19 protein-coding genes are annotated in these 20,595 nt (G+C 55.5%); 8 read left to right on the forward strand and 11 right to left on the reverse strand.

Annotated elements, in window-relative coordinates:
• The first annotated feature begins 5 nt into the window (after positions 1-5).
• Complete coding sequence (sixA, locus tag V5T82_RS13060) at positions 6-491, forward strand: phosphohistidine phosphatase SixA (protein ID WP_332896091.1); 486 nt, start codon at positions 6-8, stop codon at positions 489-491.
• A 116-nt stretch (positions 492-607) separates the two neighbouring features.
• Positions 608-2,710: a methyl-accepting chemotaxis protein gene (locus V5T82_RS13065; RefSeq protein WP_332896092.1), complete on the forward strand. Its 2,103-nt coding sequence runs from the start codon at positions 608-610 to the stop codon at positions 2,708-2,710.
• A 67-nt stretch (positions 2,711-2,777) separates the two neighbouring features.
• Here V5T82_RS13065 and V5T82_RS13070 read toward each other — a convergent pair whose 3' ends face one another.
• The 4 genes from V5T82_RS13070 to uvrB are packed head-to-tail and all read right to left on the reverse strand — an operon-like array spanning position 2,778 to position 6,862.
• Positions 2,778-3,254, reverse strand: coding sequence for an NUDIX domain-containing protein (locus tag V5T82_RS13070; RefSeq protein WP_332896093.1), 477 nt, complete (start codon positions 3,252-3,254; stop codon positions 2,778-2,780).
• Between the two features lie 16 nt (positions 3,255-3,270).
• Entirely contained in the window at positions 3,271-3,942 is a 672-nt protein-coding gene (locus V5T82_RS13075; protein WP_332896094.1) for a class I SAM-dependent methyltransferase, read from the reverse strand.
• The gene (locus tag V5T82_RS13080) at positions 3,943-4,707 is read right to left on the reverse strand and encodes a class I SAM-dependent methyltransferase (RefSeq protein ID WP_332896095.1); all 765 of its coding nucleotides are present in this window, start codon (positions 4,705-4,707) and stop codon (positions 3,943-3,945) included.
• Between the two features lie 19 nt (positions 4,708-4,726).
• Positions 4,727-6,862 (reverse strand): excinuclease ABC subunit UvrB, encoded by a 2,136-nt coding sequence (uvrB, locus tag V5T82_RS13085; protein ID WP_332896096.1) that lies wholly within the window; start codon positions 6,860-6,862, stop codon positions 4,727-4,729.
• A 122-nt stretch (positions 6,863-6,984) separates the two neighbouring features.
• Here uvrB and V5T82_RS13090 point away from each other — a divergent pair, with 122 nt between their 5' ends.
• Together V5T82_RS13090 and V5T82_RS13095 are read left to right on the forward strand one after the other, a co-directional pair.
• Complete coding sequence (locus V5T82_RS13090; RefSeq protein WP_332896097.1) at positions 6,985-7,605, forward strand: class I SAM-dependent methyltransferase; 621 nt, start codon at positions 6,985-6,987, stop codon at positions 7,603-7,605.
• 106 nt (positions 7,606-7,711) lie between these two features.
• Positions 7,712-8,920, forward strand: a complete 1,209-nt coding sequence (locus tag V5T82_RS13095; RefSeq protein ID WP_332896098.1) for a pyridoxal phosphate-dependent aminotransferase — start codon at positions 7,712-7,714, stop codon at positions 8,918-8,920.
• 62 nt (positions 8,921-8,982) lie between these two features.
• Here the strand turns inward: V5T82_RS13095 and V5T82_RS13100 are convergent, their stop codons facing one another.
• Positions 8,983-10,221 carry an ATP-binding protein gene (locus V5T82_RS13100; protein WP_332896099.1) on the reverse strand — a complete coding sequence of 413 codons (1,239 nt, stop codon included), beginning with the start codon at positions 10,219-10,221 and terminating at the stop codon, positions 8,983-8,985.
• A gap of 219 nt (positions 10,222-10,440) precedes the next feature.
• On the opposite strand from V5T82_RS13100, the gene V5T82_RS13105 reads away from it, so the two are divergent.
• Complete coding sequence (locus V5T82_RS13105) at positions 10,441-10,710, forward strand: hypothetical protein (RefSeq protein ID WP_332896100.1); 270 nt, start codon at positions 10,441-10,443, stop codon at positions 10,708-10,710.
• An 11-nt stretch (positions 10,711-10,721) separates the two neighbouring features.
• The gene (locus V5T82_RS13110; RefSeq protein ID WP_332896101.1) at positions 10,722-11,057 is read left to right on the forward strand and encodes a hypothetical protein; all 336 of its coding nucleotides are present in this window, start codon (positions 10,722-10,724) and stop codon (positions 11,055-11,057) included.
• Here the strand turns inward: V5T82_RS13110 and V5T82_RS13115 are convergent.
• Positions 11,054-13,096: a methyl-accepting chemotaxis protein gene (locus V5T82_RS13115; RefSeq protein ID WP_332896102.1), complete on the reverse strand. Its 2,043-nt coding sequence runs from the start codon at positions 13,094-13,096 to the stop codon at positions 11,054-11,056. The two genes, V5T82_RS13110 and V5T82_RS13115, sit on opposite strands and share 4 nt — an antisense overlap.
• A gap of 260 nt (positions 13,097-13,356) precedes the next feature.
• Between V5T82_RS13115 and V5T82_RS13120 the strand changes: the two genes are divergently transcribed.
• A complete protein-coding gene (locus V5T82_RS13120) occupies positions 13,357-15,351 on the forward strand; it encodes an elongation factor G (protein ID WP_332896103.1) in 1,995 nt (664 codons plus the stop codon).
• Positions 15,352-15,782: 431 nt separating this feature from the next.
• Here V5T82_RS13120 and V5T82_RS13125 read toward each other — a convergent pair whose 3' ends face one another.
• The 4 genes from V5T82_RS13125 to trxB all read right to left on the reverse strand — a co-directional run bounded on the left by V5T82_RS13125 (position 15,783) and on the right by trxB (position 19,144).
• Positions 15,783-15,974, reverse strand: a complete 192-nt coding sequence (locus V5T82_RS13125; protein WP_332896104.1) for a YgaP family membrane protein — start codon at positions 15,972-15,974, stop codon at positions 15,783-15,785.
• A gap of 102 nt (positions 15,975-16,076) precedes the next feature.
• The gene (locus tag V5T82_RS13130) at positions 16,077-16,742 is read right to left on the reverse strand and encodes a Crp/Fnr family transcriptional regulator (RefSeq protein WP_332896105.1); all 666 of its coding nucleotides are present in this window, start codon (positions 16,740-16,742) and stop codon (positions 16,077-16,079) included.
• 468 nt (positions 16,743-17,210) lie between these two features.
• The gene (locus V5T82_RS13135; protein WP_332896112.1) at positions 17,211-18,095 is read right to left on the reverse strand and encodes a LysR family transcriptional regulator; all 885 of its coding nucleotides are present in this window, start codon (positions 18,093-18,095) and stop codon (positions 17,211-17,213) included.
• A 65-nt stretch (positions 18,096-18,160) separates the two neighbouring features.
• A complete protein-coding gene (gene trxB, locus V5T82_RS13140) occupies positions 18,161-19,144 on the reverse strand; it encodes a thioredoxin-disulfide reductase (RefSeq protein ID WP_332896106.1) in 984 nt (327 codons plus the stop codon).
• 226 nt (positions 19,145-19,370) lie between these two features.
• Here trxB and V5T82_RS13145 point away from each other — a divergent pair, with 226 nt between their 5' ends.
• Positions 19,371-19,859: an Lrp/AsnC family transcriptional regulator gene (locus V5T82_RS13145; protein ID WP_332896107.1), complete on the forward strand. Its 489-nt coding sequence runs from the start codon at positions 19,371-19,373 to the stop codon at positions 19,857-19,859.
• A gap of 53 nt (positions 19,860-19,912) precedes the next feature.
• Here V5T82_RS13145 and V5T82_RS13150 read toward each other — a convergent pair whose 3' ends face one another.
• On the reverse strand, positions 19,913-20,416 hold the full coding sequence (locus V5T82_RS13150) for a GlcG/HbpS family heme-binding protein (RefSeq protein ID WP_332896108.1): 504 nt from the start codon (positions 20,414-20,416) through the stop codon (positions 19,913-19,915).
• Positions 20,417-20,595: the final 179 nt, after the last annotated feature.

The following is a 20,595-nucleotide window of genomic DNA, read 5'->3' on the forward strand; positions in this document are numbered from 1 at the left end:
CTGTGATGAAACTGTACCTTGTGCAACACGCCGATGCGTTGTCCAAAGCCGACAACCCAGAACGGCCCTTAAGCGAAAAGGGCGTGGCCGACGCGGTGCGCATGGCGGCTTTTCTGGACGTGGCCGGAGTGCGCGTGGACGAGGTCGTGCATTCGGGGAAAAAACGTGCGCAAGAAACAGCGAATATCTTGGCCAACGCCATTTGGCCGGGGCACTCTACGTTGGAAATGGAAGGCTTAAGCCCCAACGACAGCACCGACCATCTCTATCACGGCGCACAAGCGGCAGGGGGCGATATCTGCGTCGTCGGACATTTGCCGTTCATGGAGCGCATCGCGGCACGCTTGCTGACGGGAACAGAAGACGGTCTGCAAGTGGGGTTCACACCGGCGACGATTGTATGTTTGCAGCGCGACGACACGGGCACGGCCGGGCCGTCGGGGTGGCATTTGGTCTGGATGCAAACGCCGGACATTCTGTCCTCTTCATAATGAATTAGTGTGATGATAAGCCATTGAATTTTCGGTTTTTTATTCCGAAAAGAGTTGATTGTATGCGGCTCTGTAGTAGAATTTACTAATATAAAAATGTCTTGAGGGAACGAGCTATGTCATTACGATTGACCCCCAAACTGATCGTCTCGTACTTGCTGATCGGGCTATTGCCATTTGCGATTGTTGGCATTGTGTCTGAACACGAAGCCGGCAGCGCGCTCGAAGAACAAGCCTTCAATCAGCTCGATGCGGTAAAAAAAATCAAGAAGTCGCAAGTCGAAGCACTGCTTAAACGCACCCGCACCGATATCACCGCTTTGGGCGAAAGCGAATTTGTTTACGATGCCTTTGAAGCGTTGCGTGTTTACCACGTGAAAATGAATACGCCACCAGATGGGGCGTACGATGTTTCCACGGACGAATACAAACAGATCTGGGAAGATTATGGCGGGCCGCTGGCTAAATTTGCAAAGTCATACGGCTACGACGAACTGTATATGGTCTGCACCTCGCACGGTCACGTGATGTACACAGCACTTCAAGGTCCGGAGCTTGGTACCAATATCGGCTTGGATCCGAACGGTCCGTACGTCGATTCCCCCTTGAATGAATTGTGGCATAAAGTACGGGAAAGCGGAAAGGTTGAAGTCGTTGACTTCTCTCCGTATGAGCCCAACGACAATAAGTTCACGGGCTTCATGGGCGCACCGATTCACAACCCGTCCGGCAAGATGATCGGCTTTGTGGCATTCCGCATTCCCGAAGCCCCGCTGGAGGCCATTGCCAATGAGCGTTCCGGTATGGGTGAAACAGGGGACACATACTTTCTGGGCGACAAAGACGGTTTGGTCTCTTTGCGGACCTCTGTTCCGGCCATGTTGTCAGAAAATGAAAACCTGCGCATGGGCTTCGAAATGACGGGGGATTATATCGACCGTGCATTTGGTGGTGAAACCGGGGAAGGCTACTTCAAAGATATCACGGGCCACGACATTATCACCAGTTACATTCCAATCGAGTTTGAGGGATTGAACTGGGTGGCTGTGTCGCAAATCGACGAAGCCGAAGCCTTTGACGCGGTGACGACGTTGCAGCTCGAAATCTTGATCATTGCCGCAGTTGGCACGATCTTGATCGCAGCAGCAGGCTTCTTCATCGCTAAAAGTGTTGCTAATCCCATCGTTGGCATGACCGGTTCCATGGGGGTCCTCGCTGGGGGCAACTTGGACGCTGAAATTCCTTCTCGGGATCGTGCGGATGAAATTGGTGAAATGGCCTCAGCGGTTCAAGTCTTCAAAGAGAACGCCATCGAAGTGAAACGTTTGGAAGCCAAACAGAAAGCCAACGAAGAACGTCAAGCGCGCGAACGGCGTGATCTGATGCTGTCCATGGCGGACGATTTTGAAAACAGTGTCGGCGGTGTGGTCAACACCGTGTCGTCGGCTGCGACCGAAATGCAGTCTTCGGCAACGGCCTTGTCCGCCACGGCAGAACAAACGTCGAAGCAATCCGTCGCGGTTGCGTCGGCTTCGGAAGAAGCGGCGACCAATGTGCAAACGGTGGCGAGTGCGTCGGAAGAGCTGTCCAGCTCGATCTCCGAAATCTCACGCCAAGTTGCGCAATCGACGCAGATTTCGTCCACGGCTGTGGCTGAAGTTGAAAGTGCCAACGAACAGGTTCTCGGCTTGGCAAACTCGTCGCAAAAAATCGGCGAGGTTGTGGCCTTGATCACCGACATTGCGGATCAGACCAACCTGTTGGCCTTGAACGCAACCATTGAGGCGGCGCGCGCTGGTGAAGCGGGCAAAGGCTTCGCGGTTGTGGCGTCCGAAGTCAAAAATCTGGCGAACCAAACGGCCAAAGCGACGGAAGAAATCTCGTCTCAAATCGGCGGCATCCAGGGGGCAACCCAAGACGCCGTCACGGCCATCGGATCCATTGGCAACATCATCACGCAGATGAACGAAATCGCTTCGACCATTGCGTCTGCTGTTGAAGAACAAGGGGCCGCGACGCAAGAAATTGCGCGCAACGTTGAGCAAGCCTCGGCGGGCACGTCTGAAGTGTCTTCGAACATCGCCAGCGTGCAATCGGCTGCCGGCGAAACGGGCTCGTCCGCTTCCCAGTTGTTGGGCGCGGCGAACGAACTGAGCATTCAGTCTGAAACCTTGCGCTCCGAAGTCGATAAGTTCCTCGACAACATCCGCAACGGCTAAACGACCGACACAATCAGAAAAGCCCGGAGGCGAAAACCTCCGGGCTTTTCTTGTGGGCTTTTTTTGTTTAGATGCTAACCTTCAACCACTTCGGCGGCTCATTTTCGATGAACGCGTGGCGGATGTGGTCGAGGGCGACTTTGTGGCCGTGAAACGGGATGTGGTCGATGGCGCGGCGGATGGGCAGCCATTTGTATTCGGAATGCTCATCGTTCATGTGCACCTCGGAACCTGCGTTTACGTAGGCGACGAAGATGGGCACCAACTCAATCACGTTTACATGCGCGTTGTACCATTGGTCCACATAGTTGGCGGTGTAAAACGACGTGGGTGTCAGCCCGGTTTCTTCGATGACTTCGCGATGCGCCGCCGCCCAGGCTTCTTCGCCTTCGTCCACGTGCCCGGTGACCAAGGACCAAACCCCGTCGAGCGGTTCCAACGTGCGGCACATGACCAGGACTTCGAAAAAGTCGCCTTCGGGACGCAGCACAGCACATGCCACGGCGGTGGAGCGAAGCGGGACTTTACTGTTGGGTCCAAACATGGTCGGTGGTCCTGGGTTAATCGATAGGCTCGATTATGCAAAGAAATGCGGCGTGGAGTCTCGGAAAAAGTCCTGCGGCCATGTGGATAATCGCGCTTTTGATTGTGTTGGTCGTCGTGCGTGCGTCCGTTAAGGAGTACATCGCCGAGCGGGACAAGCGCCAGCCGTGGCGGTCGCACAAGGCCTGGATGTTTTCCGGTGTGTACAGGTTCACGTGGTCCCAATAGACGTTCGGGCCGCGCCTCAGCAGGGCATTGGTGACATTGCCAAAGAACGTGGCGTTGGGCGTGGTGATGACAATTTTGCCGCTTGGATTTAAGTGCGTCATCAGGTTTTGCAGGGCCCGCGTGGGATTGTCCACGTGCTCCAACACATCGGCCAAAATGATGAGGTCGAAGGTTTGGCCCAGGTCTGCGACTTCACAATTGCCAAGCTTAACCGCGAACCCCAGCGCGTTAGCGGCGTTGACTTCTTCTTGGTCGAGATCGAGCCCCACAAGTTCGGAGGCAACACCGTTTAAGCGGGCATGCAGCCAGCCGTCGTGACCGTGATCACGATAATAGCGTGCGTTCCCCGCTGCCCCGACGTTGAGAACCTTGCGCCCTTCGGCTAAACGACAGATGTCGCCGTGGGCGTCTTTGGCGACGCCTGCCGGGGTGTCTAGCTGGGTGGTGTCGCCAACGCGCATTTAGCCATGCCCCACGGGCTTGCATACGGCCCAAATCTCACCCCAGCGGATGTCTTGGCTGAGGATGTGAAGGCCTGACTGCTCGGTTTCGTCTTTGAACTCAGCCAGGGTGTGTTCGATAAAGTGCGTGTCGTCGGAAAAGTATCCGATGCCCAATTCTTTGCGCATGGGCAGATGCCAATTGCGCTCAAACACCGGGACACGGATCAGGACTTTGGTGGGTTGTACTTTGGCAAGCAGGCCTCGCATGAAGCCCACGCGGTCTTCGATGTGTTCCCAAACGTTGGACAGCACCATGACGTCCCAGGACCCGTCCGGCAGGTCTTTCAATGCATCGCCCAAAACAAAGTTCACGCCGTCGGGATTGTCGGTGGTTTGCGCTTGGGTGAGGCGCGGTTCGTCACTGTCGATGCCGGTGACCTTCGCCCCGTCCACCCGCGCAGCGATGGAGCGCGCCAAGGCGCCATACCCGCAACCCACGTCTAAGACCGTGCTGGCGTTTTCAATATTGTCGACAAAAAAGTCGTGATAGCGCGTCAGGCGGTGTTTGGGGTGGATGCCCTCACCAAAGGCCAGGGCGCGTTCGGCAATGACTTTTTCCGCCATGTCCAAAATTTGGAACTGGCGGCGCATGGCGTCGTCCGGCCCGCCTACGCGGGAATCCAAAACCATCAACCCCTTGATCAGGCCTAAGCGCAACTTCGCCGGAATGATGTAAAGGGGCAGGGACAAAACCCGGATGACAAACAACAAAACTTTACGCATCAATCTCTAATCCAAATTCTTAAACGCCTGTGCGTTTCTTTTTCTTTTTGCGCCCCGCTCCGGCTTTTTGCGCGGCTGATTTTGACACACCGGCGCGGTCCAAGCCAAGCTCGTGGGCTTCCAGCCTGCGGATTTCGTCGCGCAGACGTGCGGCTTCTTCGAACTCCAAGTCCGCAGCCGCTTGCTTCATGCGCTTGTCCAGATCCACCATATGATCTTTGAGCGATTTGCCCACCAAGTTGTCGTCGCCGGACGCACCCGTGTCCACGGTGACGTAGTCTTGTTCGTAAACCGAGCCCAGGGCGTCCGTGATGTGTTTTTTGACGCTCTCAGGCGTGATGCCGTGCTCCAAGTTATAGGCTTCTTGCTTGGCGCGGCGGCGGTTGGTTTCATCGATGGCGTATTTGAGACTGTCGGTCATCTTGTCGGCGTACAAAATCACCCGGCCTTCGATGTTGCGCGCCGCGCGGCCGATGGTTTGCACCAACGAAGTCTTGGAACGCAAGAAGCCTTCTTTGTCTGCATCCAAAATGGCCACCAGGGCGCATTCGGGAATGTCCAAACCTTCACGCAACAAGTTGATGCCCACCAGAACGTCAAACGCGCCGAGGCGTAAATCGCGAATGATCTCGATGCGCTCCAACGTATCAATATCGGAGTGCATGTAACGTACTCGCACGCCGTGTTCGTGCATGTATTCCGTCAGCTCTTCGGCCATCTTTTTGGTGAGCACCGTAACCAGCACGCGTTGCGCCTTGGCCGCAGCCTCTTTGCATTCGTGCAACAGGTCATCGACCTGTTCGGCGACCGGGCGCACGATGGTGTCGGGGTCCGTCAGGCCCGTCGGGCGCACCACTTGTTCGGTGAAGACACCGCCGGTGCGCTCCATTTCCCAAGGCCCTGGGGTGGCGGAGACCAAAATGGTCTGCGGGCGCATGGCTTCCCACTCATCGAATTTGAGCGGGCGGTTGTCGACGCACGACGGCAAACGAAAGCCGAAGCTTGCCAAGGTCGTTTTGCGGTTGAAGTCACCTTTGTACATGCCGCCGATTTGCGGGATGGAGACGTGGCTTTCGTCCGCGATCATCACCGCGTCTTCGGGGAGATACTCAAACAGCGTCGGCGGCGGCTCACCCGGATTGCGCCCGGTTAAGTAGCGCGAATAGTTCTCAATCCCGTTGCAATGCCCAGTGGTTTCCATCATTTCCAGATCAAACGTGGTGCGCTCTTCGATGCGCTGGGCTTCTATAAGTTTGTTTTCCGCCCGGAATTTTTCCACTTGGTCTTTCAGCTCTGCCTTGATTTGCGGCATGGCCTGGATCAAGGTCGGGCGCGGCGTGACGTAGTGGGAGTTGGGATAGATGGTGATGGCTTCCAGCTCATTGGTTTTTTCACCCGTGAGCGAATCGACCTCATAGATCGCCTCCAATTCATCACCGAAAAAGCTCAGCTTCCACGCCCGGTCTTCATAGTGGCTGGGGAAAATCTCAACCACGTCGCCGCGCACCCGAAAGGTCCCGCGTCCGAACGCGGCGTCGTTGCGATTGTATTGCAGTGTGACGAGGGATTTCAGCACGTCGTTTTGGTCGTAGTCTTGGCCCGCAACCAGCTTCACCACCATGTCGGCGTAGGTTTCGGCCGAGCCGATACCGTAGATACACGACACCGATGCGACGATGATCACGTCGCGCCGCTCGAACAGGGCCCGCGTGGCCGAGTGGCGCATGCGATCGATTTGTTCGTTGATGGACGCGTCTTTTTCAATGTAGGTGTCGGTGCGCGGCACGTAAGCTTCGGGCTGGTAATAGTCATAATACGAGACGAAATATTCCACCGCATTGTGGGGGAAGAACTCTTTCATCTCCGCATAAAGCTGCGCGGCGAGTGTCTTGTTGGGCGCCAGAACCAGCGCCGGCCTTGCCACTTGGGCGATGGCATGGGCGATGGTGAAGGTCTTGCCCGATCCCGTAACACCCAGAAGAACTTGATCTTTTTCGCCTGCGTTCAGGCCTTCGACCAGCTCCACAATGGCTTGGGGCTGATCGCCTGCGGGTTCAAAATCGCTAACCAGCTCAAACGGTTGGCCTTCCCCAGGTTTGGGCTGGGGGGCGGGTTGGGCGTCGGGGTGAAACCCTGGTTTGACGAGATCGTTCATGGTTTTGTTATAGGCCGTTTATCCACAGGCGCAAGGGCCTTGGCGACTCGCCTAAAAATGAGAATCCGGCTATAAATTTCGGAATAAATATAAAGGGGAGCCGTCAGTTGACGGGATCAAATATGAACCATCCTGCGAAATTCCCGGCGACGGGAATGCCGGATAGCGATTGGTGGAAGGCCCTGTGGCCGGACCCGGAAGGCGTCCTGCGCCGATTGGGCATCGATTTTGGAACATCTGTGTTGGATTTGTGTTGTGGTGACGGTCACTTTACCACGTCCTTGGCGCACATCGTCGGCGGCATGGGCAAGGTGACGGGCCTGGATTTGGACCCGGCCATGCTGGAACAAGCCAAACACCGCGCCCACCGTGCCGGGGTGGCCAACGGCACCATCCGCTGGGTTGAAGGCGACGCCACGACGTTGCAAGGCAAAATGCCCCAGCCGCCGGAATATGTGCTGATCGCCAACACGTTTCACGGCTGTCCGGAAAAACAACGCATGGCGCGCGAAGTCTTCAACATCTTAAAACCGGGCGGGCAGTTGGCCATCGTCAACTGGCACTTCCGTCCGCGCGAAGACACCACGGTCCTGGGCGAGCCCCGCGGCCCCGAAACGGTGATGCGCATGACACCCGAAGCGGTGATGGACGAAGTCTTGCCCGTCGGATTCCGTCTCCACGGTGTGGTCGAGCTGCCGCCGTATCACTACGGCATTGTCTTCGACAAACCGAAAGCCAGCTAAATACCTGAGATTTAAAGCGCAATTACCCACCCAATCGCGTATTGCGGTTTGGGTCGGTTCGGCGTAATTTCGCGCTGTACATCCACTTTTATTAAGAGGTCATAACATGTCCGTTATCGCTGATCGTTTGAGCCGCATCAAACCGTCTCCCACCATTGCCGTGTCCACGAAAGCTGCCGAGCTGAAAGCTGCTGGCCGTGACGTTATCGGTCTTGGCGCTGGTGAGCCGGATTTCGATACCCCGGATCACATCAAAGCGGCTGCCAAAGCCGCCATCGACGCGGGCAAGACCAAATACACCGCCGTGCCCGGCATTGTCGAACTGCGCCAAGCCATTTGCGACAAGCTCAAACGCGACAACGATTTGGACTACACGCCGGATCAAATCCAAGTGGCGTCCGGCGGCAAGCAGTCCATCTACAACTTGTTCATGGCCACCGTGAACCCGGACGACGAAGTCATCATCCCGGCTCCGTACTGGGTGTCTTATCCGGACATCACGCTGTTGGCCGAAGGCACGCCGGTGTTTGTCGAATGCCCGGTGGAAGACGGCTTTAAATTGACGCCGGAAAAACTTGAAGCCGCCATCACGCCCAAAACCAAATGGCTGATCTTGAACTCGCCGTCCAACCCGACGGGTGCGGCGTACACGCGCGACGACATGAAAGCGTTGACCGACGTTCTCATGAAGCCCGAAAACAGCCACGTCTGGGTCATGACCGACGACATGTACGAACACATCGTGTTCGATGAGTTCGAATTTGTCACGCCCGCTCAGGTGGAACCGGGTTTGTTTGAGCGCACCATGACGCTGAACGGCGTGTCCAAAGCCTATTGCATGACGGGCTGGCGCATCGGTTACGCGGCGGGTCCGGCAGACGTCATCAAAGCCATGAACAAAGTCCAGTCCCAAAGCTCTACCCACGCGACCTCCATCGCACAGTGGGCCGCTGTGGAAGCATTGAACGGCGATCACAGCTTCATGGTCGGCAACAACGCCGCCTTTGCCGAGCGCAAAGACTTGGTGGTGAAACTGCTCAACGAAGCCGAAGGCATCACCTGCGCCATGCCGGAAGGTGCGTTTTACGTCTACCCCTCCATCGCAGGCTGCATCGGCAAATCCACGCCGGACGGCAAGAAGATCGAAACGGACGCAGACTTCGTCACGGCCCTGCTGGAAAGCGAAGGCGTCGCAGCCGTGCACGGCGAAGCCTTCGGCCTCAGCCCGTACTTCCGCGTGTCGTATGCCACGTCCAACGAAGCGCTGACGGAAGCCTGCACCCGCATCCAAAAGTTCTGTGCGGCGCTGTCGTAAGCGTATACCTCTTCAAACAAAAACGGCCCTCAGTTTTGAGGGCCGTTTTTTATGAGACTATTTTACCATAGGGCACCGTATGGGACGGCAAACATATTGTTGCCCATGGAACCAGAAAATTCACCAGCATAAAGAACAATGCCGACAAAAGGTCTATCTCCGATCAGGTTGTCTTTGAACCATCTGAGGTGTTTGAAATCGTTTTCTTGAACAACCGTTGAAGCTTTGACTTCCACGCCAAGCAAGGCACCGTCTGAGCGTTCGATCAAGAAGTCGATTTCGTGTTTCGTACGATCACGGTACTGATACAGCTGATAATCCTCACCACCAATGTCTATTAGCGTGGAGAGTTCGGCAAAGACAAAAGTCTCAAATAGCTTACCTATACGGTCTGAATCCAAACGCACCTGATCTGCGTTCCATCCCAATAGTGAGGTCATTAAACCGCTATCGCTCATGAACCCTTTGGCATGTTTGCCGACACGTTGGTAATCGGTTTTTGTCCAAGGGGGCACGCGTTCGACCAAGTACAGCGTCTCTAGGGCATTGATGTAGGTTTCCAGCGTTTGGCGTTGAAGAGACAACTTGGCCCCGATTGCAGAGATGTCCATATACTTTGATGACCACGATGCCATGACTTTAACCAAGTCGGCCATGGCCTCTTTTCTTCGGATTTTGGCGATATCTTTGAGGTCACGCTCCAACAAAGCGTCGATATAGTCTTTGTGCCACTTTCGGCGGGCACGAGGTTCCATGTGGATGGTCTCAGGAAATCCTCCGCGAAAGGCGATTTCCATGATTTGGTCACGATTATAGACTTCCCAACTGTAGTTGAAGTCGCCTGCAAAGGCCTTTTTGAGAAATTTTGGGGTATTTTTTTTAATTTCGCCTTGGCTAAGGGGGCGTAGCCTGATTTTTGTGACTCGTCCCGCGAGAGATTCTTGTACCGTAGGTAAACTTTGAATATTTGCCGATCCCGTCAAAAGAAATTGCCCAGGGCGCCTATTTTGATCGACAACCTGTTTGATGACGGGAAGCAATGCAGGTGCACGTTGAATTTCGTCAATCATCAATAAGCTTGATTGATGGGAAACGAAGCTCTTGGGATCACTTTGAGCTAGCGTGAGTAATGTTGGGTCATCAAGTGTGCGAAGTTCCGCGCCCTTCACATTGAGGTCTCCCAGTAATGTGGTTTTGCCACACTGACGTGGACCAACCAGCAAAAGTACGCGCCGTTCCGCCATTGCTGTTTGGATCGTTTGAGATTGCCATCTGGGCAGAATTATGTCGTTTTCAGCCATTTTTTGTGCGAGATTATCAGTTTAGAAAATGCGTTATTTGCAAAAATATATATGCGTTATTTACAATAAACAAGTGGCGTTTTTGTCAATACAGACTGTCGAAAATACAACTCTATCGAGGGCAATTTGATTTGAGACAAGTTATTCATCACAAACCAGCCCCTCCCCCGTCTTCCCTTACGACAAGGACTTGTTTGAACCATTTGGGGAGAAACGCACATGGCGATGGACGTTGTGACCGTTGCATTCGAGGCCGACTGCACCATGCAGACGGCGCGGATTCATTTTGAGTTGGATATTCCCGTGCCGCCCAATCAGGCCAAGGCCATTAAGGCGGCCATGGACGGGGGCGATTGGAATTCACTGAAAGCTCAGGCCAAGACCTTTGCCCCCGTGGCTGTGTCCGGTGCGCTGGATTTCTTGATCAGCGCCGCGCCGCAAAAGCAGGCGCCCGCCAAAAAACAGTCCAACGACACCCCAAAATCGTGAGGGCCTAAACCATGAACTTCAATAGTGTCGACATAGATATTGCGACGGATTACACGGCGTTCACCAACACCGTGACGTTCAGCCTCACCGTGCCGGTGTCCGAAACGGACGCGACGGCGATTTATAAATCCATGTTGGACAGCAAATGGTCCGACACCGAAACGGCCATCACCACCGCCATCACGAACTCCGCGCCTGAGCCGGTGCAGACCTTGGCGACGACGTTGATGAACGCTTATACAGGCAAAACGGCGAGCACAGGGGACACCCCCGCAGACCCAGCCCCGACCGATCCCACGGACGGGGGCGATGCACCCAGCGATACCCCCAGCGATCCCGCGTCTTAAGCGTCGGCGGCGGACTCGTCGCCCCTGAATTCGGTCAAGATCTTGGTCACCTCGTGGTTCAGCAACACTGATTGCTGGGCCACGTTTTTGGCTGAATCCAACAACTGTTCGGCAGCCGTTCCAGTGTCGATGGCGGCTTCGTTAACCTCGGCAATGTTTTGCGAGACCTCTTGCGTGCCACGCGAGGCTTGATCAACGTTGCGCGAAATTTCTTGCGTCGCAGCCCCTTGCTCTTCGACAGCCGACGCCACCGTGGACGTAATGCCGCTGATCTGGTTGATGGTTTCCCCAATGGAGCCGATGGCGCGCACGGCGTCATCCGTGGCCCCTTGTATGCCACCGATTTGGGACGAGATTTCTTCCGTCGCTTTGGCCGTTTGATTGGCGAGGTTTTTCACTTCAGAGGCAACAACCGCAAAGCCCTTGCCCGCTTCGCCCGCCCGCGCGGCTTCGATGGTTGCGTTCAACGCCAACAAATTGGTCTGGTCGGCAATGTCGGTAATGAGCGCCACGACCTCGCCGATTTTGCTGGCGGCCAGGGCCAAGCCTTGGACTTTGTCGTTGGCGCCGTCCACTTCGACCACAGCCGAGCCTGCCACTTGGGTCGATTGCGACACTTGGCGGCGGATTTCACCGATGGACGCCGTGAGTTCTTCGGACGCGGACGCCACGGTTTGCACGTTGGCAGAGGCCTGTTCCGACGCGCTGGTCACAGAAGACGAACGGCTCGAGGTGCGTTCCGCCGTTTCGTTCAGGCCTTCGGCGGCCTCTTGCATGTCCGTGGCTGCTTTGGTCAGGGCATCCACCACACCGGTGATGGCGCGTTCGAAGTTGTCGGCCATTTGCTGGCGGGCCTCATGGCGTTCTTCGGCGTCACGGCGTTTGCGTTCTTCTTCGGCTTTAATGGCTTGAGCGCGTTCAGCCATCATGTTGCGCAAACTGTCTGCCGCTTCGCCGATATCGTGGAATTCGGCGATTTTCGACGTTGTATCGATAGGATCGTTGGTGAGGTTACCTTTCACCAATTCTCGCAGCTGTTCGGCATAGACGTGAAGCGGGCGCAAAATCTGCACTTGCATGACCAGCCCCATACCAACCATAGCCACCAGCAAAAGCAGCGCGCCGATGAGCAATACTGTCATCAAGAACGTGGTTTCGTTGTCGATTTCGGCGGCGTCATGGATGATGGATTGAGACGCGGTGTTCGCGGCTTCGACCAGGTTCTTCACCGTTTCGGTCAGCTTCGTCTGCGCGACCAAAGTGGCGGCTTCGGCTTCGGTTTGTTTTTCGATGATTTGCGTGCGCAGTTTGAAGATGGCCTCCAAGGACTTCATTTCGTCCATCTGCCCGGGCAGGTTGGACAAATCCTCGGTGGTGTCGGCCAAGCGTTCATTGGCTTGTTTGACCAAGTTGTAAGCGCCGCGAAACGCGATGTGGTGCAGGCGGGCCTTTTTCGGATCATTGGCGTGGGGGACCAATTTCATCACGTTTTGACCACGATAGAGCGCCAACAACATCTGCTGGGCACCAATCAGAGCGTCCGTGTCCGAAGACAAGTCTTCGTCCAACACCGGGGCCAGCGTGATGGAGATGTCGTCCACCAGCTTGGGCATACGGTCGACACCTTTGTTTTGTTGCATCAACAACGCGTCGATTTCTTGGGTCTTGGCGGCTGCTGTGTCGATGGCGGTGACGGCTTCTTCGACAATGGTTTTGTCGGCAATGACGTCGGAGCTCAAAATCTCAGCGGCGTTTTCTTTGAAATGCGTCAGCGCAAGCGCACGGGTTTCAGCGTCAGCCGCTTCGATGGCTTGCTGACCGTATTTCGACATGTGTTCAGCCACCATGGCGAGGCGTTGCTGTTCATTGGCGCGCGGTGCATTGCTTGATTGGGCCGTGGTCATGCCTTTGACATGCATCAACGTTGGTGTCGAAAAAGCTGCGACGATAAAGATGACGGCGATCAGGCCGATACCGGCTATCATCGATACGCGCGAAAGGCTCATGCCTTGCGCATTGTGTTGGTCTGGTCCACTCAATTGTATTCCCCACTCAATATACCAAAAGGTATATTTGTCTTATTATTGCATAATCTGGGGAGGTAGTACAATTAGCCTATGGAGAATGTCAGCGTCTGTCAATTCTTTGAACAATGACAATTTTGCGATGTCGCCCCTTGGGGCCTTGGATTCTGGGCGTAAGAGTCGTACCATTTTCCCATAAAGATAACGAAAACAAGAAATAAGGCCGTTGCGGCCGGGTGTGCCGCACGGCTTCTAATGGGAAAGGGAGGTTGTTGATGGCAAAGACCCATTCTGCGCCCCGTTGCGTGGCGCTTGTTGGTCCATACTTATCTGGAAAAACCACATTGATGGAAAGCCTGCTCATGGCGGCGGGTGAAATTCACCGCAAAGGCAGCGTGCGCGACGGCAATACCGTCGGGGATGGGGCACCAGAAGCCCGGGCCCGGGAAATGTCGACCGAGCTCAACATCGCGCACTGCACATATTTAGACGACCCCTGGACCATTATCGATTGTCCCGGCTCGGTCGAACTTCTCCAAGACAGTTTAAACACTTTGATGATTGCCGACGCCGCGATTGTGGTGTGCGAAGCCGATCCTGAAAAAGCGCTCACGGTTGGTCCTGCGCTGCGGTTGTTGGACGAACACGACGTGCCGCACATGGTCTTTGTCAACAAAATGGACCAAGACGGCGGCAGTGTGAAAGCCACGCTGGAAGCGCTTCAGGAACATTCCAAGCACCCTTTGGTGCTGCGCGAAATCCCCATTCGCGAAGACGGGCACGTCACGGGGCATATCGATTTGGTGTCCGAGCGCGCGTTCAAATGGAACGACCACGCGCAATCCGAACTGATCGAAATCCCCGACAGTGCCATTGAACAGGAAATGGGTGCCCGCGAAGAGATGTTGGAAACTTTGGCCGACTTCGACGACACGCTGTTGGAAGAACTGCTGGAAAACGTCAATCCCTCCACAGAAGAGGTCTATGACAACTTGTCGCGCGACTTAGCCCACGATGACATCGTTCCGGTGTTTTTTGGCTCCGCCGAACACGACAACGGCATTCGCCGTTTGTGGAAGGCGTTGCGCCATGAAAGCCCTGACGTGTCGGAAACGGTCGAACGCCTGGGCGTCGGCGGTTCCACGGCGCGTGTGTTCAAAACCCTGCATGCAGGCCACATGGGCAAGATCTCCATCGCGCGCATTTGGTCAGGGGAAATCAAAGACGGTCAGGATTTTGCCCAAGGCCGCGTTTCGGGTCTGTACCATGTGCAAGGCCAGAAGTTCGACAAAGTGAAAAAAGGCCAAGCAGGCGAGGTGGTTGCTTTAGGCCGCTTAGACAAAGCCAAGACCGGAGATAGCCTCGGTACAGGCGGTTCAGATTGGCCCGAGCCGCTCACACCGCTTTATTCCGTGGCCATTGATATGGGCGCAGGCGCGGATGAAGTGAAACTCACCGCCGCCATTCACAAGCTGTGCGACGAAGATCCATCGTTGACACTTGAACACGACCAAGTCACGGGTGAGTTGGTACTGTGGGGTCAAGGCGAAATGCATTTGCGCATCGCCATGGATAAGCTCACCGGGCGTCATGCTTTGGATGTGTCGGCCAAACGACCGCAAGTGCCTTATAAAGAAACCATCCGCAAAAGTGCGACGCACCGCGCACGTCACAAAAAGCAATCTGGCGGACACGGTGAGTTCGGGGATGTGGAAATCGCCATCAAACCGCAAGGCCGGGGTGAAGGTTTTACTTTTGAACAGGCCGTTCACGGCGGATCGGTCCCGCGTCAATATATTGGGGCTGTTGAGGCCGGCGTGAGCGAGTATCTCAGCCGCGGCCCCTTGGGCTTCCCGGTGGTCGACATTCACGTGACCTTGACCGACGGCCAGCACCATGCGGTGGACAGTTCGGACTATGCGTTTAAGAAGGCGGCACAACAGGCCATGCGCGAAGCCATGCCCAATTGCCAACCGGTATTGCTGGAGCCCATCTGCGAGGTGCGGGTGTCCGTACCCACCAGTTACACGTCCAATGCCCAGCGGATTATCTCGTCTCGGCGGGGACAGATTTTGGGGTTTCAGCCGCGTGAGAACTGGCACGGTTGGGATGAAGTGACGGCGCATCTGCCGGCGTCTGAAATGCACGATCTGATCATTGATCTGCGTTCCCAAACCTTGGGCGTAGGTACGTTCCACTTCCGCTATGACCATTTACAGGAATTGACGGGCAAATACGCCGATCAAGTGGTGTCCAGCCGCGCGAACTGATCTTTTAGGATTTCGAAGAAAAAAATGGCCGGGCTCAAAGAGCCCGGCCAGTTCGAAAGGGAGGTCTCTGTCCTGGGGGAGACAGAGAGTCTCTTAAGGAGAATCCGTAAGGTGTCAGAGGGGGGAGGGGAGGTAGCCCTACGGTCTCCCGATGCAACAAACTTTGTTGGTACATCGTATGATCCTAATATAAGCAAACTCTAATTAACTGTCCAGTAAAAAATGATATGACAAACTCGTATGTCCGGTGTGGGTATCTAATTGATAAATCGATAAAATACAGGCTTATCCATAACTTTATATTGAAGCCATAAATTTTTTTGATCACAAAAGTTGATAAAAAAGGCCCGGATTCACACGAGAATCCGGGCCTTTTTCTGAACCTTCAGGGCCAAAACGCCATTATGGGCGGGTGAGGCCGCGAATCGGTCCTATTCTTCTTTGGCGCAGGTGCTGATGCCCAGCGGCATGTACAGCGGGCACCAGCCAGCAACGGCCGTAAACAGCGGAATAACGCCCAACGCACCCCAGATGGCCAGCGGGTGGCTACTCAGCAGAGCGAAAGTGACGGCGACGACGCCAATGAGGATGCGCAAAATGCGATCAATGCTACCGACGTTCATGGAAAAACTCCTTTATTTAGCTCAGGTATATCGCGTGAATTGAGGATGAGCTTAATACCTCTCCCCCCTTAAGTCTGTAACGTTGTCACATAACACCAAAAATTAGGAGCTGGCGAGTCTGCCGAGCGCATCTACATCCGCCAATTCGACGCTCCCGCGCTTGAGATTGACCAAGCCTTGGCGCTCAAATTCCTTGAGCTGTCGGCTGATAACTTCGCGCGCGGTGCCCAATTCCACAGCTAATTGTTGGTGGGTCAAGGTTAAAACGCCGTGCGCGTCGGAGCGTTCCAACAGCAATCTGGCGACGCGGACCTCCAGGCGGGCGAACACGACCTCTTCCACAAGGCTCAGCAGGTGTGTGAGGCGCTCACCATAAGATTGGAACACAAAGTCGCGCAGCATCGGGGACAGGCCGATGATCTCATGAAAGTGTTTGGCAGGAATGGCGACGGCTGTGACCGGGCTTTCGGTGATCCCTTCGGCGTTATAGGCGGAATGACCCAGCAAGCACGTGGTGGTGAGAATGCACGTTTCTCCGGGATCAACCCGATAAAGCACGATCTCGCGCCCGGTCTCACTCGTCATCTGTACGCGCACCACGCCGTCCAATACCAGCAAGAAGTTCTGGGGTTCGTCTCCTGGGTGAAATACCGTGGTTTTGGCAGGTAACTCCACAATTTGGCTCATCTCGCCTAAGCGCCCCGCGACCTCGTCGCCGAGCGCTGATAACGCTGGAAAGCGTTCGATCCAAGAGTGGCTGGTGGTCATGTTGTTTTCCCTGTGAATTCAGGGAACTATAGAACCACAGGTGGGGCTGAGGCCAAACCAAAAAAAAGCCCTGGATCACAAGGATCCAGGGCGAGTCTAACAGGGAGGCTTCACGTCTGGGAGACGTGGGGCTCTAACCGGTTCCAGAATTCCCGGGGGAGGGTGATAAGGGGATGGTGGAACCGGGAGCCCATCCGAGCCATGTGGCCCGGAAGTTCTTTGCTGCGATGCAGCATCGAACTGAGTTGAATATACGGTTTTGTGCTGCAGTGCACTACAGACACTTTCGAAAGGCAGCCATGCATCTGTTGCATGACCATTGTAACGATTTGCATGATTTTGGGTCAAAAGAGCGCATTTCTGCGCATTCTTTTGGCTAATTGGAGTTTGAACGTGTTGAAAACAGGGGGATTGTGACGTTTTCGTGACGGAAAAAATATCGATTTGGGTATGCTTTTTGCGCAGGGGTTAGCGCCCTGAGCGGATGCGGCTCAGCAAAAAGTCGTGAAAAACGCCGACTCTGGTCGATTTACGCAGCTCTTCGGGATAGACGAAGTAGGTGTTGAAGCTGGGCCCTTTGATTTCGGGGAACAACTGGATCATGTCTTCGGCGTGGCTGGTCATGTAGTCGGGCAGGGCGCCAATGCCAATGCCGCCGCGCACGGCGCGATAAATGCCGTAGATGTTGTTCACCCGTAGTGCTGGGTGGCGTTCTTTACCGGTGTCGCCCAATTCCATCAACCAGTTGAGGTTGGACACGGGTGGCATGGCGTCTTCGCCGTAAATCACCAAACGGTGGTTATCCAAGTCTTCGGGCGTGCGCGGCATGCCGTATTTCTTGATGTAGCTGGGCGAAGCGTAGACGCGGTAGTGCACTTCCATTAACAAGCGTTGGATCAAATCCGGCTGGGTCGGCGGGCGCAAGCGGATGGCGACATCGGCTTGGCGCATGGAAATGTCGAGCTCGTCTTCCGACAGCACCACAGACAGGTCAATGTCCGGGTATTGTTCGACAAAGTCTTTGATGCGCGGCGTCAACCAGATGGAGCCCAAACCCGTAGACGTCGTGACGCGCAGCTCACCTTGCGGACGTTCGCGGGAATCGCGAATTTGCGCGGTGGCGAACGCAAGCTTGGCGAACATTTCTTTGGTCGTGGCGTCCAACAGCTCGCCTTGCTCGGTCAAAATCAGGCCGCGCGCGTGGCGATGGAACAAGGCCACGCCCAGGCTGTCTTCCAGCGCAGAGATTTGGCGCGAGACCGCCGATTGGCTGAGATTCAGCATTTCGCCCGCGTGGGTGAAGCTGCCGGCTTCTGCGACCGCATGGAAAATGCGGAGTTTATCCCAGTCCATTACACCGGTATCGGGGTCGCGCAGGCGGTCCATCGTCTTTTCCAGTCTTTTTCAGCCGTGTCGGCTTAGTCGTCCAACTCGCTAATGAAGCGTTCAGCGTCCAGTGCGGCCATGCAGCCCGAACCCGCTGCGGTCACGGCTTGTTGGTACGTGTGGTCTTGAACGTCACCCGCAGCGAACACGCCGGGGATCGATGTCATCGGCGTGCCGGGCTTGGTCAGAATGTAGCCGCCATCGTCCATGTCCAGCTGGCCTTTGAACAGGTCGGTGTTGGGGCTGTGGCCGATGGCAATGAACACGCCGTCCACGTTAAGGGTGCTCATTTCACCGGTCTTGACGTTTTTGAGGCTCAAGCCCGTCACACCCGGCGGTGTCATGGATCCGCCCAATGGCAGCTCGGCCCCGCCCGGCTTGTTGCCGAGAATTTCGTCCAGTGTGGTGTCCCACAGAACTTCGACCTTGTCGTGTTTGAGCAGACGATCTTGCAGAATTTTTTCAGAGCGCAGCTCGTCGCGGCGGTGGATCAGCGTGACTTTGGACGCGTGGTTGGTGAGATACAAAGCTTCTTCCACAGCCGTGTTGCCCCCGCCGACGACCGCGACCTCTTTGCCACGATAGAAGAACCCGTCACACGTGGCACACGCTGAAACGCCAAGCCCCATAAAGGTCTCTTCCGTTTCCAGACCCAACCACTTGGCCGAAGCGCCGGTGGAAATAATCAGGGTGTCACAGGTGTAGATGTCGCCGCTGTCGCCCGTCAGTTTGAAGGGACGCGAAGACAGATCGGCTTCGGTAATGATGTCGTCAATGATGGTTGTGCCGACGTTCTTGGCTTGGGCTTCCATTTCTTCCATCAGCCATGGGCCTTGGATGGTTTCGGCAAAGCCCGGATAGTTTTCCACGTCCGTGGTGATGGTCAGCTGTCCACCCGGTTGCAGTCCGCGCACCATAATCGGCTCCAACATGGCGCGCGCGGCGTAAATCGCCGCCGTGCAGCCTGCAGGGCCTGAACCGACAATCAAGGTTTTGGTGTGATGCGTCGTGGACATATGAACGGGGTCTCCATGTAATGTATGGGCTTTGGGCGCGAATCCTCAAAGCCGGAAATAAAGTTGCCCTAAGATAAGCCCAGGGTTTGGGCGCGTCCAGTCGTCGAGACGGATTAGGCGTGGAAAACCGGGAATTTCATGGAATTTTCATGGTTTTGGCGCTTTCCGCTTGCTTAGGTGCTTCGCGTAATATAATTACTCCGATGAAAAAGGAGCCCCGAATAAAATGTCCGATTCGCGTGTGAAACTCGATCAAATCGACCGCCGCATTCTGCACGATCTGCAGTCTGATGGCCGCATCACCAACGTGGAACTGGCGCGCCGCGCTGGAATTTCCGCCCCACCGTGTTTGCGCCGCGTGCGCGCATTGGAAGAAGCGGGCTTTATCCAAGGCTACCACGCAGATCTCGACGCCCGTGCGTTGGGCTACAACGTCACGGTTTTTGCCCATGTGGGCCTCAAAAGCCAAGCGGATTCAGACCTGGATGCGTTTGAAAACCTGGTGCGGTCCTGGCCGGAAGTGCGCGAATGTCACATGCTGGTGGGTGAGATCGATTTCTTGCTCAAAGTCGTGGCACCGGATTGGGAAGAATACCAAAACTTTCTCACCAACAAATTGACCGCAGCCGACAACGTTTCCCACGTGAAGTCCGCTCTGTCCGTGCGCGCCACCAAACATGCGCCGGGCGTTCCCATCAATGTGGATGACGCTTAAGCACGTTTAAGAACGACAAAGCCCCGGATGATCGGTCATCCGGGGCTTTTTGTTTAGAACCCCAATACGTCTTCGATGGCTTCCAGCCCAACTTCGGCGCAGCCCTGATCCGCTTCACCGGACGGCGCGCCGCTGACACCGATGCCGCCCAAAAGCGAGCCGCCAGACTCGATCATCACGCCGCCACCCAGCATCAAGACCTTAGGAATGCCCCGCGTGCCGCTGGACGCCATACCCGGTTGGGTGCTGGCGGCTAGGTCCGTGGTGTTGGCTTTAAAACTCAGCGCCGTATAAGCCTTACGCTCCGCCGTCACGGGGGTGTGGGGCCCGGCAAAGCGGTCCCGGATCAAAGCCTGCAAATTGCCGCCCCGGTCCACCACGGCCACGGCGATTTGATAGCCTTCAGCCCGACATGCCTCCAACGTGGCCTGCGCCAACTGAACGGCGACTTCAGGGGTGAGGGATTTTTGGCTAAACGTGCCGTCTTCGGCTTGGGCCGTGCCTGCCCATAGGGCGGAGCCCAAGGCCAAGGCGCTTAAACACTTCGCGAGCTTCATGATTAACCTCCCAAATTTTATCATTTGAGGAGGAAAGATAGAGGACTTTCCGTCATAAAAATATTGGTGAATACCCTAAGACGATGCCCAGCAGGCAGGCCATAAGGACGGCAAGCTGATCTGTATCCGACAGGGTTATGTTGAAACTAGGAACAAAACGAACCGTATGGGCGCTTTGG

It is taken from the genome of Magnetovibrio sp. PR-2 (genome assembly GCF_036689815.1).
Classification (GTDB): domain Bacteria; phylum Pseudomonadota; class Alphaproteobacteria; order Rhodospirillales; family Magnetovibrionaceae; genus Magnetovibrio.

What these genes read in the sequence shown, in the direction of transcription:
- V5T82_RS13065 (WP_332896092.1), top strand. Translation starts at nt 608, where the DNA reads ATGTCATTACGATTGACCCCCAAACTGATCGTCTCGTACTTGCTGATC.
- V5T82_RS13095 (WP_332896098.1), top strand. Translation starts at nt 7,712, where the DNA reads ATGTCCGTTATCGCTGATCGTTTGAGCCGCATCAAACCGTCTCCCACC.
- V5T82_RS13120 (WP_332896103.1), top strand. Translation starts at nt 13,357, where the DNA reads ATGGCAAAGACCCATTCTGCGCCCCGTTGCGTGGCGCTTGTTGGTCCA.
- V5T82_RS13150 (WP_332896108.1), bottom strand. Translation starts at nt 20,416, where the DNA reads ATGAAGCTCGCGAAGTGTTTAAGCGCCTTGGCCTTGGGCTCCGCCCTA.
- V5T82_RS13075 (WP_332896094.1), bottom strand. Translation starts at nt 3,942, where the DNA reads ATGCGCGTTGGCGACACCACCCAGCTAGACACCCCGGCAGGCGTCGCC.
- V5T82_RS13070 (WP_332896093.1), bottom strand. Translation starts at nt 3,254, where the DNA reads ATGTTTGGACCCAACAGTAAAGTCCCGCTTCGCTCCACCGCCGTGGCA.
- V5T82_RS13145 (WP_332896107.1), top strand. Translation starts at nt 19,371, where the DNA reads ATGTCCGATTCGCGTGTGAAACTCGATCAAATCGACCGCCGCATTCTG.
- V5T82_RS13130 (WP_332896105.1), bottom strand. Translation starts at nt 16,742, where the DNA reads ATGACCACCAGCCACTCTTGGATCGAACGCTTTCCAGCGTTATCAGCG.
- V5T82_RS13125 (WP_332896104.1), bottom strand. Translation starts at nt 15,974, where the DNA reads ATGAACGTCGGTAGCATTGATCGCATTTTGCGCATCCTCATTGGCGTC.
- V5T82_RS13090 (WP_332896097.1), top strand. Translation starts at nt 6,985, where the DNA reads ATGAACCATCCTGCGAAATTCCCGGCGACGGGAATGCCGGATAGCGAT.
- V5T82_RS13100 (WP_332896099.1), bottom strand. Translation starts at nt 10,221, where the DNA reads ATGGCTGAAAACGACATAATTCTGCCCAGATGGCAATCTCAAACGATC.
- sixA (WP_332896091.1), top strand. Translation starts at nt 6, where the DNA reads ATGAAACTGTACCTTGTGCAACACGCCGATGCGTTGTCCAAAGCCGAC.
- trxB (WP_332896106.1), bottom strand. Translation starts at nt 19,144, where the DNA reads ATGTCCACGACGCATCACACCAAAACCTTGATTGTCGGTTCAGGCCCT.
- V5T82_RS13080 (WP_332896095.1), bottom strand. Translation starts at nt 4,707, where the DNA reads ATGCGTAAAGTTTTGTTGTTTGTCATCCGGGTTTTGTCCCTGCCCCTT.
- V5T82_RS13135 (WP_332896112.1), bottom strand. Translation starts at nt 18,095, where the DNA reads ATGGACTGGGATAAACTCCGCATTTTCCATGCGGTCGCAGAAGCCGGC.
- V5T82_RS13105 (WP_332896100.1), top strand. Translation starts at nt 10,441, where the DNA reads ATGGCGATGGACGTTGTGACCGTTGCATTCGAGGCCGACTGCACCATG.
- V5T82_RS13110 (WP_332896101.1), top strand. Translation starts at nt 10,722, where the DNA reads ATGAACTTCAATAGTGTCGACATAGATATTGCGACGGATTACACGGCG.
- uvrB (WP_332896096.1), bottom strand. Translation starts at nt 6,862, where the DNA reads ATGAACGATCTCGTCAAACCAGGGTTTCACCCCGACGCCCAACCCGCC.